At 60.4% G+C, this 21,305-nt stretch carries 16 protein-coding genes; 5 read left to right on the forward strand and 11 right to left on the reverse strand.

Annotation, left to right across the window (positions count from 1 at the left end):
• Window positions 1–19: 19 nt before the first annotated feature.
• The 6 genes from CHH27_RS06345 to tpiA all read right to left on the reverse strand — a co-directional run bounded on the left by CHH27_RS06345 (window position 20) and on the right by tpiA (window position 8,406).
• Window positions 20–3,190 carry an efflux RND transporter permease subunit gene (locus tag CHH27_RS06345; protein WP_094070842.1) on the reverse strand — a complete coding sequence of 1,057 codons (3,171 nt, stop codon included), beginning with the start codon at window positions 3,188–3,190 and terminating at the stop codon, window positions 20–22.
• The gene (locus CHH27_RS06350; protein ID WP_094070843.1) at window positions 3,191–4,354 is read right to left on the reverse strand and encodes an efflux RND transporter periplasmic adaptor subunit; all 1,164 of its coding nucleotides are present in this window, start codon (window positions 4,352–4,354) and stop codon (window positions 3,191–3,193) included.
• Window positions 4,355–4,544: 190 nt separating this feature from the next.
• The gene (locus CHH27_RS06355; protein ID WP_094070844.1) at window positions 4,545–5,369 is read right to left on the reverse strand and encodes a VOC family protein; all 825 of its coding nucleotides are present in this window, start codon (window positions 5,367–5,369) and stop codon (window positions 4,545–4,547) included.
• Window positions 5,370–5,395: 26 nt separating this feature from the next.
• The gene (locus tag CHH27_RS06360; protein WP_094070845.1) at window positions 5,396–7,024 is read right to left on the reverse strand and encodes a CTP synthase; all 1,629 of its coding nucleotides are present in this window, start codon (window positions 7,022–7,024) and stop codon (window positions 5,396–5,398) included.
• 133 nt (window positions 7,025–7,157) lie between these two features.
• Window positions 7,158–7,538, reverse strand: a complete 381-nt coding sequence (gene secG / locus CHH27_RS06365; protein WP_094070846.1) for a preprotein translocase subunit SecG — start codon at window positions 7,536–7,538, stop codon at window positions 7,158–7,160.
• Between the two features lie 109 nt (window positions 7,539–7,647).
• Window positions 7,648–8,406: a triose-phosphate isomerase gene (gene tpiA / locus CHH27_RS06370; protein ID WP_094070847.1), complete on the reverse strand. Its 759-nt coding sequence runs from the start codon at window positions 8,404–8,406 to the stop codon at window positions 7,648–7,650.
• Window positions 8,407–8,633: 227 nt separating this feature from the next.
• Here tpiA and CHH27_RS06375 point away from each other — a divergent pair, with 227 nt between their 5' ends.
• Genes CHH27_RS06375 through glp form a run of 5 tightly spaced genes read left to right on the forward strand, consistent with a single transcriptional unit; the run spans window position 8,634 to window position 14,101 of the window.
• The gene (locus tag CHH27_RS06375; protein ID WP_094070848.1) at window positions 8,634–10,526 is read left to right on the forward strand and encodes a SurA N-terminal domain-containing protein; all 1,893 of its coding nucleotides are present in this window, start codon (window positions 8,634–8,636) and stop codon (window positions 10,524–10,526) included.
• 23 nt (window positions 10,527–10,549) lie between these two features.
• A complete protein-coding gene (gene trpD, locus CHH27_RS06380) occupies window positions 10,550–11,563 on the forward strand; it encodes an anthranilate phosphoribosyltransferase (RefSeq protein WP_094070849.1) in 1,014 nt (337 codons plus the stop codon).
• Between the two features lie 3 nt (window positions 11,564–11,566).
• Window positions 11,567–12,379, forward strand: coding sequence for an indole-3-glycerol phosphate synthase TrpC (gene trpC / locus CHH27_RS06385; RefSeq protein ID WP_094070850.1), 813 nt, complete (start codon window positions 11,567–11,569; stop codon window positions 12,377–12,379).
• 7 nt (window positions 12,380–12,386) lie between these two features.
• Complete coding sequence (gene moaC / locus CHH27_RS06390; RefSeq protein ID WP_094070851.1) at window positions 12,387–12,899, forward strand: cyclic pyranopterin monophosphate synthase MoaC; 513 nt, start codon at window positions 12,387–12,389, stop codon at window positions 12,897–12,899.
• A complete protein-coding gene (gene glp / locus CHH27_RS06395; protein WP_094070852.1) occupies window positions 12,899–14,101 on the forward strand; it encodes a gephyrin-like molybdotransferase Glp in 1,203 nt (400 codons plus the stop codon). The genes moaC and glp overlap by 1 nt, the downstream gene beginning before the upstream one ends.
• 9 nt (window positions 14,102–14,110) lie before the next feature.
• Here the strand turns inward: glp and CHH27_RS06400 are convergent, their stop codons facing one another.
• From CHH27_RS06400 to CHH27_RS06420, 5 genes are all read right to left on the reverse strand, one after another.
• Window positions 14,111–15,442, reverse strand: coding sequence for an HlyD family type I secretion periplasmic adaptor subunit (locus CHH27_RS06400; RefSeq protein ID WP_094070853.1), 1,332 nt, complete (start codon window positions 15,440–15,442; stop codon window positions 14,111–14,113).
• A 2-nt stretch (window positions 15,443–15,444) separates the two neighbouring features.
• On the reverse strand, window positions 15,445–17,193 hold the full coding sequence (locus CHH27_RS06405) for a type I secretion system permease/ATPase (RefSeq protein WP_094074556.1): 1,749 nt from the start codon (window positions 17,191–17,193) through the stop codon (window positions 15,445–15,447).
• Window positions 17,194–17,492: 299 nt separating this feature from the next.
• Entirely contained in the window at window positions 17,493–18,293 is an 801-nt protein-coding gene (locus tag CHH27_RS06410) for a xanthine dehydrogenase family protein subunit M (RefSeq protein WP_094070854.1), read from the reverse strand.
• A 33-nt stretch (window positions 18,294–18,326) separates the two neighbouring features.
• Entirely contained in the window at window positions 18,327–18,803 is a 477-nt protein-coding gene (locus CHH27_RS06415; protein ID WP_208988604.1) for a hypothetical protein, read from the reverse strand.
• A gap of 5 nt (window positions 18,804–18,808) precedes the next feature.
• Entirely contained in the window at window positions 18,809–21,169 is a 2,361-nt protein-coding gene (locus CHH27_RS06420; RefSeq protein ID WP_094070856.1) for a xanthine dehydrogenase family protein molybdopterin-binding subunit, read from the reverse strand.
• Window positions 21,170–21,305 lie beyond the last annotated feature (136 nt).

The following is a 21,305-nucleotide window of genomic DNA, read 5'->3' on the forward strand; positions in this document are numbered from 1 at the left end:
CGACAAGTCGCTAGAGCCTCTAGCCCTGGACGGCCGCAGCTGGCTCTGTCGGCCCCTCGGGCCCCTGATCGTCCTTGCCGCCGCCGAACCAGCCTTTCACCGTCTCCCGCGTCGCCTGCAGGCAGACATAGAGGATCGGGATCATCATCACGCCGACAACTGTCGCAAACAGCATGCCACCAAAAACAGCGAAGCCGATGGCCTTCTGGCTGGCCGCGCCGGCACTGGAGGCGGTCATCAGCGGCACCACGCCCAGCAGGAACGACAGCGCAGTCATCATCACCGCGCGGAAACGCAGATGGGCGGCCTCCACGGCTGCATCGCGGATCGATTTGCCGCTGTCGCGCTGCTCCATGGCAAATTCCACAATCAGGATGGCGTTTTTCGCCCCCATCCCCACCAGCATGATCATGCCGATCTGGGTGTAGAGATTGACATCGCCGCCTGTCACGAACACCGCCACGAGTGCCCCCATGATGGCGAACGAGACTGACATCAGGATCGCCACGGGCATGGTCCAGCTTTCATACTGGGCGACCAGGAACAGGTAGGTGAACAGGATCGACAGCAACAGGATGAACATGACGATGTTGCCGGAATCGAGCTGCTGCTGAGCTGTTCCCGTCCACTCAAAGGAATAGCCCGGCGGCAGTGCCTGCCTTGCGGCACCTTCCATCTCGTTGATCACCACGCCCGTGGAAGCGCCCGGCGCGGGATCCCCCATGACGGCAGCGGCCCGGAACATGTTGTAGCGGGTCAGGATCTGCGGCCCGAGAACGTTCTCAGTCGTCAGGATACTCCTGAGCGGCACCATCGTGCCATCCGTGGAACGGACATAGAGACTGCCGATATCGTCAACCCGGTCGCGATATTTGCCCTCAGCCTGGATCATCACCTTGTAGACGCGGCCGAAAATGTTGAAGTCATTGATGTAGTAAGACCCCAGATAGGCCTGCAGCGTCGTGAAGACATCGGCGACGTTGATGCCAAGCGTCTTGGCCTTCTCGCGATCCAGATCCACGAAGACCTGAGGCACATTCGCCCGGAAGGTCGAATAGGCACGCCCGATATCCGCGCTCTGGTTGGCCGAATAGACCATCGAGCCGACCGCGGACGCCAGGTCCTGAGGCGTGCCGTCACTTTGCTGAACCATCATCTGAACACCGCCGGTCGTTCCGAGGCCCGGGATTGGCGGCGGGTTGAAGGCAATTATATTCGCCCCCGGGATGGTGGAGAATTCGGCCCAGAACTTGGCCAGGATCGCATTGATCCGAAGGTCGGGTGCCTGTCGCTCCGACCAGTTCGACATTGTGGCGATCACCAGCGCAGCGTTGGACGAAGTTGCCCCGTTCAGGATGGAATAGCCGTTGACGATGACGACGTTTTCCACACCCGCTGTCTTGGAGGTAAGCTCCACGACCTGCTTTGTCACACTTTCGGTCCGTTGCAGCGAGGCACCGTCCGGTAGCTGCACATCAACCATCAGATAACCCTGGTCTTCCGATGGCAGGAAGCCCTGAGGCAACGTTCCTCCAAGCGTCACGATGATGGCAACGGCACCGCCAACAACGACAATGCCGACGATCGCAACACGGACCAGCCGCCGCACAATCGCAGTGTAGCCATTTCGAACGCCCGTGATGCCCCGGTCGAACAGTCCCATGATGCCCTTGGGAGGGCCGGAACGGGCCTTGAGGATCAGTCCACAGAGCGCCGGTGACAGGGTCAGGGCGTTGATGGAGGAAATCACGACGGAGACCGAGATGGTGACCGCGAACTGGGAATAGAGCCGGCCTGTAATACCCGGCATGAAGATGGTCGGCACGAACACCGCAAGCAGCACCAGCGTGGTGGCAATCACCGGACTGGTGATCTGCTCCATTGCCTTGGCGGTCGCTTCCTTGGGCGGCAGGCCCTCATCGGCAATGATGCGCTCGACGTTTTCAACAACAACAATCGCGTCATCCACCACGATGCCGATGGCGAGGACAAGCGCGAACAGCGAAATCGTGTTCAACGACATGCCCAGTGCCAGCAGCACCGCAAACGTGCCGATCAGCGACACGGGGATGGCCACCGTCGGAATGATGGTGGCGCGCCAGTTGCCAAGGAAGATGAACACCACCGAGACCACCAGCAGGAAGGTCAGAAACAGCGTGGCGATCACATCGTCCAGCGAGGCCTGCACGAAGTCCGTGGTGTTGAACGGCACGCCATAGGACATGTCTTCCGGGAAGTTTTTCGACAGGCTTTCCAATCGTGCCAGGACGTTCTCGGAGACCTGAAGCGCGTTGGCGCCGGGCGCCTGATAGATCGCGAGAACCGTCGATGGTTTGCCGTTGAATTCACCCGAGGCGTTGTAGAACTGAGCCCCGAGTTCGACGCGGGCGACATCGCCGATCTTGACGACGGCACCGTCTTCGCCCGTTCTCAGGACGATCTGCTCGAACTCTTCCTTGGTCGACAGGCGCCCCTTGGCCTTGATCGTGTACTGGAACTGCTGGCCTTCCGGCACCGGCGGCGCACCGATCTGGCCGGCTGCCACCTGGATGTTCTGGTCCTGAACTGCGCTGATGAAATCCGAGGGTGTCATGCCTAGGCTGGTCAGGCGGTCCGGATCAAGCCAGATGCGCATGCCATAGGCAAAGTCGGTCATCACATCTGCCCGGCCGACGCCCTGCACACGCGCAAGCGCGTCCTTCAGGTTGATCGAGGCATAGTTGGACAGGAAGACGGGATCATACGTGCCGTTCGGCGAATAGAGCGTGATCACCAGCAGCATGTTGGTGCTGGCCTTTTGCACGGTCACGCCGTTTGCCGTCACCTCGCTCGGCAGCTGGCTCGTTGCCTGGCTGACCCGGTTCTGGGTGTTGACGGTGGCAATATCCGGGTCGGTACCGACCGCAAAAGTCACATTCAGCGAATAGTTGCCGCTGTCGTTACTGGTCGACTGCATGTAAAGCATGTCGTCGACGCCGTTGACCTGCCCCTCGATCGGGGCCGCGACCGTTTCTTCTAGAACTTCCGCGTTTGCGCCCGTATAGGTCGCCGACACGTTGACCACCGGCGGCGTGATGTTCGGAAACTGTTCAACCGGCAGTGACACGTAACCGAGCAAGCCGGCAATCGTGATCACAATCGAAATGACCAGCGCGAATTTCGGCCGGTAGATAAAAAAGCGTGAAAACATTTAGCTTTGCTCCGCCGGCGTGGAGGCAAGGACAGGGGTCACTTCCACGCCGGGGCGCACTTTCTGCAGGCCTTCGACGATGACTTCCGTGCCTTCTTCCAGTCCCTTGGTGACGACAAAATTCGTTTCGACCTGCTGGCCGAGCTCAACATATTTCTGTTCGACTTTCTTGTCCGCCGTGATCGCCAGGGCAAACGAGCCCTGCTGATCACGCTGGATCGCGGCCTGTGGCACGACGAGGGCGGTTTCCGACTTGGGCGCCTCCAGCACGACCGTCACATAGGTTCCGGCGAGCAGCCTGGTGTCCGCGTTCTCGAACTGGCCCCGGAAGGAGATTGTGCCGGTGGTCGCATCGACCTGGTTGTCGATATAGACGATCTTGCCCTTTTCCTCATAGGTCTGCCCATTCGGCAGCACCAGGCTGAGATCCGGCGATTCGTCCGGAGAAATATCGGCAGGATTGATACCGTGGGTTTTCACGGCATTGAGATATTCCGCCTCGCTGACGGAAAAATTGACATAGACCGGAGCCAGCCGGATGAGTTTTGCCAGTGGCTGTGTACTGGGACCGACCACCTCACCGACACTAAAGGTCGTTTTGCCGATCTGGCCCGGGAATGGGGCCGAAATATCAGTGTAGCTGAGATCAAGCTCGGCCTGCTGCAGCCCCGACTGAGCGGCCTCGACGGACGCTTCCGCCTGCTGCTTCTGCGCAAGTGTTGCTTCATAGGCGGCCTCGGAGACATGCCCCTTTTCGAGCAGGTCCTTGTCACGTTTCTCGTCGGCTGCTTTCAGAGCCGCGTCGGCCTTTGCACTGGCCAGATCCGCCTTGGCCTTGGTCAGCTGGGCTTCATATTGTGCCTTTTCGATCGTGAACAGGAGGGTATCCTTTTTCACGACGGAACCGTCCGGAACGGCCTTGTCTTCCAGGAAACCGCTGACACGCGCGACCAGATCCACCTGATCCACCGCTGCGACCTGTCCAACGAAACGCGCACTTTGGCGAACGTCCTGTGTGGTCACCTTGGCGACTGTCACCGAAGGTGGCGGCGCGGCGGGAGCTGCCTGTTTCTGACTGTCATCGGAACAACCGGCCAGAAAAGCCGAGGCAGCCGCAACGACTGCAAAAGAACGGGACTTCGGGGCAAAACGCAAAAAGGACATCTAGAAACTCCGCAGGCAAACCGCCGGATGAAGGCGCGGGGCCGGAGTTCACTATAAAAGGACTGGGCGATTCAACAAGTGGAGATTGCCGCAAGGCCGCGTACGACCGGAAAAATTCCTCAGCGTTTTCAAATAGGCTAGCCGGCTCACCAGAGCGACCGGAGCCACTCGAAACAGGCTTGGCGGGAAATCAGCCGGCAGGTGTAAGAATGAGGGTAAGCCCGAAGAGCTGTTCGGCCGGCACGATTTTCTTCTGGTCGAGCCCCTGGCACGCAATCTCGAGCGCGGCAATCTGCGGCAGATCGCCAGTCACCGACGATGCCGCCTCCGCGCCGACCAGTGCCTGATAGGCATAAGGGGTCAGAACACGAATATCGCCGCGCGCTGTCTCAAGCTCGAGACCAAGGCTCGTTGCCCGCATTTCCCGCTGTCCCGTAAAGCCCCCCAGGAATTCATGATGATCCGAAGGATCGGCCGCGATCATGTAGATGGCCCCGACGGAGCAGGCCCCGTTGGCATGGCTCTGAAACGCCGGTTTCCAGAAGTTCTCCGGGAATTTGTTGTGACAGGTGAAATACCCGATGCCCGGACTGAGATCATCGCCGACAAGCGTCAGGTCGAAGGCCACCTGGGCCGTGCTGCCATCTGCCAGATGAGCCGTTCTTTCAAAGGAAAACGGGTCGTAGAGATGCAGCCCGGCACGTTGAAAGTCGGATCGATCCTTCTCCGCACCGGTACTGTCGAGCACCAGCATGCTCGCCCCTTCCCGCGCCTTCAGGAAATCCCTGTTGAAGGCACCGAAGGAAAAGGCGTTTCCGGAAGTCTCGGAGATCTTCTCCGGTTCTGCGACACTCAAAAGTTCAATGAAAAACCGGTCCAGCTGGACAAGCCGATTGGCCGTTCCCCAGGGATGACGGTTTTCCGGAGTGACGGTGAACCCGAGCTCGGAATAGGCCTGACCCGCTTTCTCAAGATCCTTCACCGCGACAACGAGATGATCCAGTCCACGCACCATGGCCCAGTCCTTTTTTCTTCGGGAGATCAGACCAGCCTGCTCTGCTGAACAGCAGCGCCGATGAACGAGGCAAACAGCGGATGCGGATCAAACGGCCGCGACTTCAGCTCCGGATGGTACTGAACGCCGACAAACCAGGGATGGTCCGCGATCTCGACCGTTTCCGGCAGAACGCCGTCCGGGGAAGTGCCGGCAAAGATTAGCCCGCAATCTTCCAACTGCTCGCGATAGCCGATATTGACTTCGTACCGGTGACGGTGGCGCTCGGAAATGCTGGTCGATCCGTAGATGTCTGCAATCTTGGAACCGGCCTTCAGCGCAGCCGGATAGGCGCCGAGACGCATGGTGCCGCCAAGGTCGCCGTCTACGTTGCGCACTTCCTTTTCGTTGCCCTTGGTCCATTCTGTCATCAGACCGACAACCGGCTCCTTGGCTGGACCAAACTCGGTCGAGTTGGCTTCCTTGATACCGGCAAGGTTTCGGGCAGCCTCCAGAACGGCCATCTGCATCCCGAAGCAGATGCCGAAATAAGGAATATTGCGGGTGCGCGCGTAATGTGCCGCCGCAATCTTGCCTTCCGCACCGCGCTCGCCAAAGCCGCCGGGAACCAGAATGCCGTGCACACCCTCCAGATAGGGACTCGGATCTTCCTTTTCGAAGGTCTCCGATTCGATCCACTCCAGCTCCACCTTCACCCTGTTGGCGATGCCGCCATGGACGAGCGCCTCGATCAGGGATTTATAGGCATCCTTCAGAACGGTGTACTTGCCGACAATGGCGATCTTCACTTCGCCTTCCGGATTGGCGACGGCCGCGGAAATACCCTCCCAGCGGTCGAGCGCCGGAGCCGGTGTGCCCTTGAGGCCAAACGCTGCCAGAACCTCATCGTCGAGGCCCTCCTTGTGATAGGCAATCGGCACGTCATAGATCGACTTCACGTCATAGGCCGGGATCACGGCGCTTTCGCGCACGTTACAGAACAGCGACAGCTTGCGCTTTTCCGTTTCCGGGATCGGGCGGTCACAGCGGATCATCAGGATATCCGGCTGAATGCCGATCGAACGCAGTTCCTTCACCGAGTGCTGGGTCGGCTTGGTCTTCATTTCGCCGGCGCTCGGGATATAGGGCATCAGGGTCAGATGCACGTAGACCGCATCGCCACGCGGCAGGTCGTTGCCAAGCTGGCGGATCGCCTCGAAGAACGGCAGGCCTTCGATGTCACCGACCGTGCCGCCGATTTCGACGAGGACAAAGTCATAGTCCTCGTTGCCGTCGAGCACGAAGTTCTTGATCGCGTCGGTCACGTGCGGAATCACCTGAACGGTGCCGCCGAGATAATCGCCGCGCCGCTCCTTGGCGATGATGTTCTGATAGATCCGGCCGGTCGTGATGTTGTCCTGCTGATTGGCAGGACGACCGGTAAACCGCTCGTAGTGCCCCAGGTCCAGATCGGTCTCCGCACCGTCATCGGTGACGAAACACTCGCCGTGCTGATACGGGCTCATCGTGCCCGGATCGACATTGAGATAGGGATCGAGTTTACGGAGACGGACCTTGTATCCCCGCGCCTGGAGCAATGCGCCCAAAGCCGCGGAAGCAAGACCTTTACCAAGCGAGGAAACCACGCCGCCAGTGATGAAAATGTATCGCGCCATGGACCAATACCATATCCTTGCCGAGGGCGATTTGGCCACTCGGGAGTTGCGTTCTCAACACATAAAAATGCCCTGCGAAATCAGCCGCAGGGCATATGTCAGATGAAAGGGCCGTTTGGCCCGGTCGGCCGCCTTACTGCGCGGCCGGGACCTGAGGTCCGGAAGGCTGGCTCTGCTCCTTGAGCGAATCGAGGATACCACCGGTACCATCGCCTGCGGGAGTTTCAACCGGCGACGTCGCGCCATCAGTAGCTGCCGGAATCGCGTCTAGAACCGACCCGGGCCGTTCCGTGTTCTTGGCGATCAGGCTGAGCGCCAGGGACGTCACGAAAAACGCAACAGCCAGAATGGCGGTCGCCCGCGTCAGGATGTTGGCCGTTCCACGGCTGGACATCAGCCCGCCGCCGCCACCGCCGCCAATCCCGAGCGCGCCGCCTTCGGAACGCTGCAGGAGGACAACAAGCACAAGGGCCAGTACGACCATCAGGTGGATGACGATGACTACGGTTTCCATCGAATGCCATTCTTCATTGTTTTCAAGATTTGCGGCCTTCTACACCAGACGCCGCCCGCTTTCTACCCTTCAATTGCACCTTCGTCACAGAAGCTTCAAGGGACAGCGATCACGAATAGGCGGCCAGAATCCCCAGAAAGTCATCTGCCTTGAGGCTCGCGCCCCCAACCAGGGCGCCGTCGACATTGGCAACACCCATCAATTCCCTGGCATTTGCAGGCTTCACCGACCCGCCGTAGAGCAGCCGCATCGAGGAACCGGTGGCCCCGAACCGGGCTTCAAGATTGTCCCGCATGGCCTTGTGCATTTCTTCGACATCGCCAGCCGTCGGCGTCAGGCCGGTGCCGATCGCCCAGACGGGCTCATAGGCAATGACCGTGTTTTCAGCCGTTGCACCATCCGGTACGGAACCCGCGAGCTGACGCTCAACCACGGACAGCGCCTCGCCGGCCTTGCGTTCTGCTTCGGTTTCTCCGACGCAAATGATGGCAACGAGCCCCGCCCGCCAGGCGGCCTGAGCCTTGGCGTTCACGTCCGCATCGCTTTCGCCATGGTCGGTGCGCCGCTCCGAATGCCCGACAATGACGGCCGCGGCGCCGGCATCAGCAAGCATTTCCGCCGAAATGTCACCAGTATGGGCACCCGACGCATTTGCGTGGCAATCCTGGCCGCCGACACGCATCGGGCCTTTTCCGGCCTTGTCCGCGAGAGCTGCAACGAGGGTTGCCGGAGCGCAGATCATCGCGTCCACCGCATCGGCCAGATCGTCCGAAAGGCCTGCAATCATCTTGTAGAATTCCGACTGATTGGCCTTCAGTCCGTTCATTTTCCAGTTACCCGCGACCAGCGGCTTGATCTGTGCGCTCATCTCTCGGTTTCTCCCGCAGATTCTGTCAGTTGCCGCTTATAGAGCAGAAGCATCGGCGCCATGCAATCTTCCAGAAGACGGGAAAACACAATTCGCCCTCGAAGATTGTCAATGCCCGCCTTGCGGCCACGTCGCCTCCTCTTTATGATCCGCCCGCTCCGGCCAAGGCCGGTCCTTAGGTCAGCCGCATAACCGGCTGCTGGAATGATAAGAATACGGGAGACGTCATGCTTGACGCGCTGCGCAAGGGCGCCGGTACCTGGCTTGCCAAAATTTTCATCGCGCTACTGATCTTCAGCTTTGCTGTCTGGGGCGTCAGCGGTTTCTTGACCGGGGTCGGTCAGAACACGGCAGCCAAGGTCGGAGACACCGAAGTCACGCTCATGGATCTCGATCGTGTCTACCGACAGGATCTCAATCGCATCAGCCAGCAGGTGGGACGGCCGTTGACGCCGATCGAAGGATCGGCACTTGGCATTCCGCAGCAGACCCTGGGCAAGCTGATTGCCGAAGCCGCGCTCAACGATACAGCCACCAGTCTGAAACTCGGTGTTTCGGACGAACGGCTCGCCCGTATCATTCAAAGTGACCCGGCCTTCAAGGGACTGAGCGGCAATTACGACCGCAACCGGCTGCAGCAGGTGCTGCAGAACAACGGCTACCGGGAAGACGAATATGTCGTCGAACGGCGCAAGGTGGCCGAGCGTGGCCAGCTTGCGGAAGGTCTCGCCGGTGGCATGAAGGCACCGGCCGCGTATCTGCAGGCCTTTGACGCTTTTCAGCGCGAAACCCGCTCTGTCGACTACATCCTGGTGACCCCGGACTATGTCGGCGAGATCGAGGACCCGGCCGAAGACGTTTTGAGCAACTTCTTCCAGGACAATCTGGCTGAGTTTCGGGCACCTGAGTACCGGGCCATCAAGTTTGTCGAGTTGACCCCGAGCGCCCTCGCTCGCCCGGACGACATCTCAGAAGAAGATGCCCGATCCGAGTATGAGATCCGCAAGGCGGATTACTCCCAGCCGGAGCGCCGCAAGGTCCGTCAGATGTCCTTCCCCTCTGCCGAGGATGCCAACAAGGCTGCGGCGGAACTGGCCGGCGGCAAGAGCTTTGACGATCTGATGACAGAGCGCAATCTGTCCAGCAACGACGTTGCGCTCGGCACCATGGCCAAGGCGGACTTCCTGGATGAAGCCATTGGCGATGCCGCATTCTCTCTTGCGGAGGGCGAAACCAGCGGTGCCGTCGACGGACGTTTTTCAACGGTGATCGTCAACGTTGAGGAAATCCTACCGGAAGCGACGCAGCCCTTTGAAGACGTCAGGGACGCAATCGTCACCGAACTGGCGAACGAACAGGCTGAGCGTGAGATTCTGGACCTGCTTGACGAAGTTGAAGATGCTCGCGCTGGTGGCGCCTTGCTTGATGAAGTCGGCGAACGCTTCTCCTTGGCGGTCCAGGCCCCGGCTGCCTTTGATGCTTCCGGACAAGGCGTCGACGGGACCGCCGTTGCCCTTCCGGATGCGGATGGCCTCGTGGCCGGCACCTTTGAAAGCGACATCGGCATTGAAAACGATGTTCTTCAGATGGGTGACCAGGGGTTCCTCTGGTACGAAGTCTCTGAAGTCACTCCGTCGCGCGATCGCACGCTCGACGAGGTCAGGGATGATGTCATTGCCGCCTGGAAGCGGGAAGAGCTGACCAGGCGCATGGATGAAAGCGCCGCGGATCTGCTTTCCAAGGTTGAAAACGGAACGCCGTTCATTGCACTTGCAGCTGAAACCGGCCTGGCCGTCCAGCCCGCACAGGGGCTGACCAGGACGGCCCCCTCCGGAAATCTCGGTCGTGACGCCCTTGAGGCCGTGTTCAGCGGACCTGTCGGCACCGCCGCCTCTACGGCTTCGGCAGACGGCAGTGGCCGCGTGGTTCTGAGGGTCACCGGCTCGACGGTGCCTGAGTTCGATCCGTCCGCACCCCAGGTTGTTGCGCTTGGCAACCAGGTGTCCCAGCAGATCCAAGATACCTTGCTTGGACAATTCATCACCGACCAGGAGACCAAGGCCGGTGTCGAGATCAACAATGCAGGTGTCACCCGGATCCTCGGGCTGGACAACAACTGATCTGAATTGGGTGGGATGACATCATGAGCACATTCAAGGACCTCATTGCCAAGGTCGCAGACGGCCATGCCCTGAGCCTGGAAGAGGCCCGCGAGGCTTTCGAGGTCATCCTGTCCGGTTCCGCGACCCCGTCGCAGCTCGGCGGCTTTCTGATGGCGCTGAGGGTTCGGGGCGAAAGCATCAACGAGGTGACAGGCGCTGTCGCGACCATGCGCGCCAAGATGCTGCCCGTCGAAGCCCCATCGGATGCGATCGACATTGTCGGCACGGGCGGTGACAGTTCCGGGAGCTACAATATCTCGACCTGCACCGCGATTGTTGTCGCCGGTTGCGGTGTACCGGTTGCAAAACATGGCAACCGATCCCTGTCCTCCAAATCGGGTGCCGCCGAAGCCCTTTCCGAACTCGGCGTCAATATCGACATTGACCCGCAAACGATTTCCAGCTGCCTTCAAAAGGCGGGCATCGGCTTCATGTTCGCCCCCCTGCACCATGCTGCGATGAAGCATGTCGGACCGACGCGCATGGAACTCGGCACCCGGACGATCTTCAATCTGCTTGGACCTCTGTCCAACCCGGCCGGCGTCAAGCGGCAGATGGTGGGTGTATTCGCCCGCAAATGGGTTGAACCGGTTGCCGAAGCCCTGAAGCAACTCGGCTCGGAAAAGGCCTGGGTCGTGCACGGCTCCGACGGCATGGACGAAATCACAACAACCGGCCCGACTTTCGTATGTGAACTGAATGGGGGCACCCTCAGGTCTTTCGAGATCTCCCCGGAAGATGCCGGCCTGCCGATTGCCGATGCCAAGGATCTGAAAGGTGGATTGCCCGCGGAGAACGCACGCGCACTGCGCGAGGTGCTTGCCGGTGCAAAGAACGCCTACCGGGACATCGTCTTGTTCAATTCGGCTGCTTCCCTTCTGGTGGCTGACAAGGTTAGCGACCTGAAGGCCGGGGTTGAACTGGCGGCCAATGCCATTGACACGGGCTCTGCCGCAGACACAATTGAAAAACTCGTCGCAGCGTCGAACGGATAAAGCATGGCCGACATTCTGAAGAAAATCGAAGCCTACAAGCGCGAGGAAATCGCCGCGGCCAAGTCGGTCGTGTCGCTTGACGATCTCAAGGCGCGCATCACAGAGACTTCCGCACCGCGCGGTTTCCTGAAGGCGATCGAAGCCAAACAGGCAGCTGGCGACTACGCCCTGATCGCGGAAATCAAGAAAGCCAGCCCGTCGAAAGGCCTCATCCGGGAGGACTTCGATCCCCCTCTCCTCGCGAAGGCCTATGAAACCGGTGGAGCGGCCTGTCTCTCCGTTCTGACCGACACGCCCTCCTTCCAGGGAAAGCCTGAGTTCCTGACAGAGGCCCGGGCCGCCGTTTCGCTGCCCGCCTTGCGCAAGGACTTTCTCTACGATCCCTATCAGGTCTTTGAGGCCCGTGCCTGGGGCGGCGACTGTATCCTGATCATTCTGGCAGCCGTTGACGACGACACGGCCAGGGCACTTGAGGATACAGCCTTTGAATTGGGCATGGACGTTCTTCTTGAAGTGCACAATGGCGAAGAGCTGGAACGCGCCCTGAAGCTGTCCTCGCGCCTGGTCGGTATCAACAACCGTAACCTCAAGACCTTCGAGACCCGCCTGGAGACAAGCGAAGACCTTGCGCCGCAGATCCCGGATGACCGCATCATTGTCGGCGAATCCGGCCTGTTCACACCGGATGATCTCGCACGCATGACCAAGGTTGGCATCTCCACCTTCCTCATTGGCGAAAGCCTGATGCGGCAAGAGGATGTGGCGACCGCCACCAAGACGCTGCTGGCGCGCCCTGCGCTGTCACAGGCGGTCTAGCCGGCTAATGAGCGACATGGACCCGAAACTGACCCATCTGGACGAGGCCGGTGCCGCCAACATGGTGGACGTGTCAGAGAAGGCGGTCACCCACCGGATCGCCGTTGCACGTGGAAGCGTCACCATGCGCCCGGAAACCCTCGACCTGATCCGATCCGGAAACGCCAAAAAAGGCGATGTCATCGGGACCGCCCGCATTGCCGGGATCCTGGCTGCCAAGAAAACGCACGAATTGATCCCGCTCTGCCACCCCTTGATGCTGTCGAAGGTGACGGTGGACATCGAGCCGGATGACGCTCTTCCGGGTCTTGTCGTGACCGCGACGACCAAGGTCAGCGGCCAGACCGGCGTTGAGATGGAAGCCCTGACCGCCTGTTCCCTCACCTGCCTGACGATTTATGACATGGCCAAGGCCGTCGACCGGGGCATAGTGATCAGCGACATCTGCCTCGTGGAGAAGGCCGGCGGAAAATCCGGTCACTGGACGCTGGAAAAAGACGGCAGTCAGGGTGGCACCTGATGAGCCTGATGCCAGTCGCGGACGCGCTCTCCAAACTCCTGTCCGACGTTGCCGTTCTCGACACGGAAACGGTTCCGCTGGCGGAGGCCAATGGCCGAATTCTCGCAGCGCCGCTTGCCTCCACCCGAACACAGCCGCCCTTTGCGGCCTCGGCCATGGATGGCTACGCCATCCGGCATGAAGACCTGAAAGACAGCGGCACAGAACTTGTCGTCATTGGCGAGGCGCCTGCCGGTCACGGGTTCAACGGCACTGTATCGGCAGGCCAGACGGTACGCATCTTCACTGGTGCGCCATTGCCGGAAGGTGCCGACACGATCCTCATCCAGGAAAACGCCGTACGTGACGGCGACGGCATCAAGGTGCTGGAAGCTCCCGCCCGCGGTGCCTTCGTTCGCCCGGCCGGGCTCGACTTTTCTGAAGGTGACGTACTGCTCGCACCGCCTCTGAAACTCGCATTCCGGCATCTTGCCCTTGCCGCCGCGATGAACCATGCAGAAATTCCCGTTCGGCGCAAACCGAAGGTCGCGATCCTGGCAACCGGAGACGAGCTGGTTCGTCCCGGCACGCAGCCCGGTCCCGATCAGATCATCGCTTCCAATCACGCGGGCATCGCTGCCATGGTTGAGGATTGCGGGGGCGAGCCTGTTGATCTCGGCATCTCCCCAGATGACCCGATCACCCTGGCGGGCCATGTGCGCGATGCGATCACCGGCAGGGCCGATATCCTGGTTACCCTTGGCGGCGCGTCCGTTGGCGACCATGACCTGGTCCAGGATGTTCTGGGCCAGGAAGGCATGGACCTTGCCTTCTGGCGCATCGCCATGCGTCCGGGCAAACCGCTCATGGCCGGTCGCCTCGGACCGACCAAGGTTCTTGGCCTTCCCGGCAATCCGGTCTCCAGCCTGGTGTGCGGATTGCTGTTCCTGAAACCGCTGATCGCGACGATGCTGGGCCGGCAGGTGGACGACGGCGCGCAGTCGGCCGTCCTGGCTGCGCCGCTGCCACAAAACGACCGGCGGCAGGACTATGTGCGGGCAATTCTTTCAGAAGATGAAAACGGCCAGTTGCAGGTCACGCCATTCGGCCGGCAGGACAGTTCCATGCTGAACCTTTTGGCCAGATCAGGCGCACTGATCGTCCGCCCTCCCCATGCGCCGGCGCTCGAGGCCGGTGCAAGTGTCCCCATTCTGGTTCTTTGAGACGAGATCTTACCGCTCCCGAAGAGCGTGTGCGATCTGGTCCGTCACCGGCTTGACCAGGTAACTCAGAACCGTGCGGTCTTCCGTTTGCAGGAAGGTCTCAACGGGCATGCCCGGCACCAGCGCCTTGTCACCAAGCTTGTCGAGCTCATCATCGTCAATCACCATGCGCGCAACGTAGTAGCTGGTGCCTGTGCGCTCGTCTTCGGTCAGGTCGGCTGACACGGTCAGCAATTTTGCCGTCAGCTCCGGTGTTGTCCGTTGATCGAAACTCGGAAACCGGACCCGGGCGACCTGGCCGGGCGACATCTGGTCGATGTCGACAGGCCGCACCTGAGCTTCGACAATCAACTGGTCCTCACGCGGCACGATCTGCATGACCGTCTCGCCAGGCGCAATGACACCGCCGATCGTATGTACCGACAACTGGTGCACATATCCGTTCTGCGGAGCCAGAATGTCGACACGGGTCAGTTCATCTTCCGCTGCAATCTTCTGCTCCTCAAGCTGGGCAATACGCGAGCGGACCTCCTGAAGCTGCTCCAGAACCTCGGCCCGGTAGGATTCCTCGATCTGAAGGATCTGGATTCGCCGTTCGCTGATGGCTTCCCTGGTGCGCGCGATCTGAGCAATCAGATCGCCATACTCACCGGACAGCCTGGCCTTCTCGCGGCGGAGCCCGGTGACCCGGCTCTTTGAAACAAGCTGCTTGTTGAGAAGCCCGCCAAGGTCGGCGAGCTCCTCTTCGATCAGCTCGATCTCCGAATCCTTCGCTTCAACCTGCGCCTCAAGCCCCTGTGTCTGCTTGTTGAACTGACGGATCTGTTCTTCCAGCTGGTTCTTGCGGCCTTCCTTGGAATTGCGCCGGGCTTCAAGCAACAACTGCTGGCCACGTTCAATATCACCAAGCTCTGCGTTTCGCCCCTCCGGCCACTCGATCACGCTCAGGTCGTCGCGTTCGGCTTCCAGGCGCAGCTCTTGGGCCGTCAGTTCCGTCAATTGCTTTGTGATGACGGCCAGATTGGCCCGGGTCACCGTATCGTCCAGGCTGATCAGCAGATCGCCCGCTGCGACCGTATCACCGTTCTTGACGCGAATGTCGCGGACAATACCGCCCTCGCGGTGCTGAACCTGCTTGGTGTTGGATTCCACCACGACGGTGCCGGACGAAACCACTGCACCGGAGATTTCGGTAAAGGTGGCCCAGCCACCAATTCCCCCGACCACAACCAGTGCCATGACAAACGCAAACAGAAGATGATTGCGAACCGTTCGGCGCAGTTCGACATCGGCGTCCTGGTTCTGCGGCTTGGCCCCAATGTCCTTGATCTTGTCTGCCATCTTTACCGTCCCGGGCCAGCAACTGCGCGTTTTTGCTGCACAGGCTGCACCACTTGTCTAAGCACTTCTTCCTTGGGCCCGAAACCGGCCATCTTGCCGTCTTTCAGGCAGAGGATCTTGTCCACAGTCGCAATAGCACTCGGGCGATGGGCGATGATCACAACAATTGACCCCTTTTCGCGCATGGCCTTGATCGCGTTGGTCAAAGCCCCCTCGCCTTCCGCATCCAGATTGGAGTTCGGCTCATCCAGCACAACAAGGAACGGATCGCCATAGAGCGCTCTGGCCAAGGCAATGCGCTGCCGCTGTCCTGCAGACAGGGCGCGACCGGCCCGGCCAATCACTGTGTTGTAGCCTTCCGGCAAGCCGACAATAAGGTCGTGAACATCCGCGAGCTTGGCGGCCTGGATGATCAGGTCGGGAGAGGCATTGGAACTGAACCGGGCGATGTTTTCGGCGATGGTCCCGTCAAACAGTTGCAGGTCCTGCGGCAGATAACCGATGAATTCGCCGCGCCGTCCACTTGGCCACTGGCCGAGTTCGGCACCATCATAGCGAATAACACCCTTGAGTGTTGGCGAAGCACCAACAAGCGCGCGCGCAAATGTCGATTTGCCGGATCCGGACGGACCGATAACGCCAAGCCCGTCGCCGGCCTGTAACTCAAGCGAAACGTTCTGAACATAAGGCATGGCCTCGCCGAACGGACCGCAAAAGACCTGTTCGACCGTGATCTTGTCCTTCGGCAGCGGCAGGTCCATTTTTTCCGGCTCGGCCTCTGCGACCTGAAGCACTTCCCGCAGACGTTTCAAAGCTTGCCGGCTGGCGACAAAACCGCGCCACTGGGCAACCGCCTGTTCGATCGGAGCCAGGGCCCGCGAGGTCATGATGGAGGCGGCAATCATCACACCCGGCGTGATTTCCTGCTTGATTGCCAGCCAGGCGCCGACACCGAGGATCGTCGACTGCAGCACAAAACGGATCGTCTTGATGGCCGTTCCAAACAGACCGCTCCGGTCGGCCGCCCGGCGCTGTGTCGACAGGTAGTCGCCGTTCTGGGCGTTCCATTTGCTGGTCAGGGAATCCTGCATGCCCATGGCCGTCAGGACTTCCGAGTTCCGTTGCCCGATCTCGACATCAGCGGAGCGTCGCCCTGCCTGTCCGGCCGCTTCTTCGGAGGGTCCGCGCGACATCATCTCGTTGAGGCCGATCAAAACTGTGATGATCAGTGCCCCGCCAAGTCCGACCATGCCAAGCAACGGGTGGAACAGAAAGACGATACCTAGATATAGCGGCAACCAGGGAATATCGAATATGGCCGCCGGGCCGGGACCGGACAGAAACTGGCGCACCGTGTCCAGATCCTGAACCGGGCGCAGTTTTGCAGCCTTGCGTCCAAGCCTTACCGGCAAACTGTTGGAGACCTTGTAGACAATCCCGGAGAGGCGCGCATCGACCCGCTGTCCGAGACGCGACAGGATGCGGCCTCGCACCCCTTCCAGCATGCCGTAAAAGGCATAGAGCACGATCGCCATCGTCCCGATGACCACCAGGGTCGGAACGGACCCGCTGGCAAGCACACGGTCATAGACCTGCAGCATGAACACCGGACCGGTGAGCATCAGGATGTTGATGACAAAACTGACGACGGCGACACCCCAAAACGCTGTGTGTACAGGACGAAATGCCTGTGACACAGGATTGTCACGCGCATTGGCACGCTTGCTGTTCTGTTGTGCTGTCCCAGCCATCGGCATCTCTTTCCTTCATCTTTCAAGACCACTGGGCGTCCATCCGGTTTCATCCGGCTTCTGGTCTTTGCGCCTGCGATGCCAGTCGCAGCATCCGCCCGACACTGTACCTGAACTGATATTGCGGCAAAATTATCGATCAACCAGCAGGTCGAACTTTCGCAAAAGCCGATGCGCTGTTTCGTGCTGTGGCTTCTTCAGGTGAAGTTAGAATGACAGCTATCGCAAATTTTCAGGAAAAACAAAGAGAAAGCCCGGCCGAGACCGGCCGGGCAAAAAATGCTGTTGAAACCTGTGGTTTAACCGGCAGCGCTTACAGCACGCTTGGCCATGACTGTGACCAGGTTTGCGCGGTAGGCAGCCGAGCCATGAAGGTCGGCCAGCATGCCATCCGCATCCGGCGCAATTCCAGCGACGGCCTCAGGCGAAAAATTGCCAGAAAGCGCCGTTTCCATCTCCGGCATACGGAACACGCCGTCCTGTCCGGCACCGGTGACGGCCACCTTGACGCTGCCGTCCGAGCCCTTGGCAACGAAGACGCCTGCCATCGCATAGCGCGATGCCGGATTCGGGTATTTGGCATAGGCGCTGGCGGCAGCCCCCGGAAATTTCACAGAAACCACCACTTCATCTTCGTCCAGTGCCGTTTCAAACATCCCGGTGAAGAACGCCTCGGCTGCAAGTTCGCGCTTGCTGGTCACCACGGTCGCTCCAAGCGCAACAAGGGCAGCCGGATAATCGGCTGCCGGGTCGTTGTTTGCGATCGAACCGCCAATGGTGCCCATATGGCGCACGGCGGGGTCGCCGATACCGCCGGCGAGCGACGCAAGCCCGGGCAGTGTCTGCTTCACGAGATCAGATGAGGCCACTTCGGCATGGGTCGTGGCAGCGCCGATGGAAACACCGTCGCCGTCAGCACAGATCCCTTTCATTTCCGCAATCTTCGTGACGTCGACAAGATCCGACGGCGCCGCCAGTCGCTGTTTCATGGTCGGCAGCAGCGTTTGACCGCCTCCCAGGAACTTTCCGTCGTCGGCTGCTGCCATCTTCTGTGCGGCATCTGCGACGGAGCCTGCGCGATGATAATTTGTTTCATACATGATGTTTCTCCCCCAATCCGGGTTCCGATTTGATCAATCTGTGAGCGAGGCGCAGGCGGGTTGGAATTCAATGGCCTTGAGGTCGCCTTCAAAGATTTCGCGGTCCTTTGGACCGGCTATCCTTGTGCCGAGCTCAAGAGCCTTGTTCCACATGTCGAGCGCACGGCCGGTTTCCCCGGCCATCTCGAGCGCCCGCGCCAACAATTCATGGGCATAGGCAAGGTCGAAGTCCTGCAGGACATCAAGATGGCGGTCGGTCAGGTCCATGGTCCTGTTGGCATGCCGAAGCGCTGCTTCGCAAAACCCCAGGACGACATAAACGCGACCGATCAGCCACTCTCCGCGCTGCTGCTGAACCGGACCGCCAGCCTGCAGCCAGTGCCACAGGCTGCCATGGGCGGCATGGATCATCTCGTCACTTTCCGCAGCGGATCTGTCCCCTTTTTCAAGAAGGGTCCAGGTACGCTGATTGAGCGAAATGGCCAGAGACTTGTGATCCACATCCGCCATAGGCATTACTCGGCAGCCTGTTTCATGCCGGACTGGCACAGGGCCCAGACCTTCTCCGGCGACGCCGGCATGGTCAGGTTGTTGTCGCCGATGGCATCGGTGATCGCGTTGATCACGGCCGGCGGCGAACCGATGGCCCCGGCTTCCCCGCACCCTTTCATGCCAAGCGGATTGCCCGGGCATTCGGTGACATGCGTCGAAAGCTGATAGGACGGCACATCGTCGGCGCGCGGCATGCAGTAGTCCATGTAGGACGCCGTCAGGAGCTGGCCCGTCTCATCGTAGGAAGCATTTTCCAAAAGCGCCTGGCCAATGCCCTGCGTGATGCCGCCATGAACCTGCCCCTCGACAATCATCGGATTGATGATGTTGCCGAAATCATCTGCTGCCACGAAGCTGACGATCTCGGTCTTGCCGGTGTCCGGGTCGATCTCCACTTCACAGACATAAGTCCCGGCCGGGAACGTGAAGTTGGTCGGGTCGTAGAACGCCCCTTCCTTCAATCCAGGCTCCATGCCCTCCGGCAGGTTGTGAGCGGTATAGGCAGCCAGAGCCACTTCGGTGAAGGACAGCTTCTTGTCGGTGCCCGCAACCTTCAGTTCACCACCCTCGATCTGGATGTCGCCTTCCGCGGCCTCCATCAAGTGCGCGGCGATTTTCTTGGCCTTGGCTTCAACCTTGTCGAGCGCCTTGACGATGGCGGACATGCCGACTGCGCCGGAACGCGAGCCGTAGGTCCCCATGCCGAACTGGACCTTGTCCGTGTCGCCGTGAACAATGGAGACAGCGTCCGTGTCCAGACCAAACCGTTCACTGATTAGCTGGGCAAAGGTGGTTTCATGCCCCTGACCATGGCTGTGCGATCCGGTCAGAACCTCGATCGTACCGACCGGGTTGACCCGCACTTCGGCAGATTCCCAAAGCCCGACGCCGGCGCCGAGCGAACCGACGGCCGCAGACGGAGCAATGCCGCAAGCTTCAATGTAACAGGACAGGCCGATCCCGCGGAGCTTGCCCCGCGACGCGGCTTCCGCCTTGCGTGCAGCAAAGCCGTCATAGTCCGCTGCCTTCATCGCCGCATCAAGCGTCGCATCGTAGTTGCCTGCGTCGTAACACATGATCACGGGCGTCTGGTGCGGGAACTCGCGGATGAAGTTCTTGCGCCGGAATTCGGCCGGCGACAGACCGACCTCGCGTGCAGCCGTCTCCATCACCCGTTCCAGAAGGTAGGTTGCTTCCGGGCGACCAGCACCGCGATAGGCATCCACCGGGGTGGTGTTGGTATAGACCGTCTTCACGTTGGCGTGGATCGCCGGAATATCATACTGGCCCGACAACAGCGTCGCATAGAGATAGGTCGGAACCGAGGACGAAAACAGCGACATGTAGGCGCCGAGATTGGCCACCGTCTTGACCCGGAAACCGATGATTTTGTTGTCAGCGTCAAGCGCGAGTTCCGCTTCGGACCTGTGGTCGCGTCCATGTGCGTCGGTCAGGAAGGCTTCTGTCCGGTCCGACACCCATTTCACCGGGCGGCCGACGCGTTTGGAGGCCCACAGACAGACCATTTCCTCCGGATAGATGTAGATCTTCGAGCCGAATCCACCGCCGACGTCCGGCGCGATCACCCGCAGCTTGTGCTCCGGTGCCACATTGTAGAACGCCGACAGCACCAGACGCGCGACATGCGGGTTCTGGGAAGTGGTGTAGAGCGTATAGTGCTCTTCCGCCTCGTCGTAACCGGCCAGAGCCGCGCGCGGCTCCATGGCGTTCGGTACCAGCCGGTTGTTGTGAATTTCCATCCGGGTGACATGGGCGGCCTTTTCAAAGGCGGCATTGGTTGCTGCCTCGTCGCCGATCTCCCAGTCATAGATGAGATTGCCTTCGGCTTCCGGGTGAAGCTGCGGTGCCCCCGGCTCAAGCGCAGCCAGCGGGTCGATGACGGCCGGCAGCTCTTCATAGTCGACCACAACGGCATCGGCGGCATCCCGCGCCTGTGCCTGGGTGTCGGCCACGACAACGGCCACGGCCTGACCGACATGCCGCACGATTTCCGGCTCCAGGGCGCGCCAGCCACCCATTTTCATCGGCGAACCATCCTTGGAGTGGATCATCCAGCCGCAGATCAGGTTGCCGATACCGTCGCCAACCAGCTGATCCCCCGTGAGCACCGCGTCAACGCCCGGCATCGCCAGGGCGGCGCTGGCATCAATTCCGGTCACTTTGGCATGCGCATGCGGTGAACGCACGAAGGCGGCATAGCCCATGCCGGGCATGGTCATGTCATCAGTATACCGGCCCTTGCCGGTTATGAAGCGCTTGTCTTCCTTGCGCAGGGCGCGGGCACCAATCCCATCAACTGCCATGTTTTCTCTCCCAAATTCTTCGACCGGTCCCGCCTCAACCGGACTGTCTCCTCCAACCGGCCAGGCCGGCTCCGCCCAACGGGCGTCAATTGGATCAAGACCTGGCGGGCCACCCTTCGGGCCAGTCTCCTCCCGG

The organism is Labrenzia sp. VG12, from assembly GCF_002237595.1.
In the GTDB taxonomy this organism is placed as follows: domain Bacteria; phylum Pseudomonadota; class Alphaproteobacteria; order Rhizobiales; family Stappiaceae; genus Roseibium.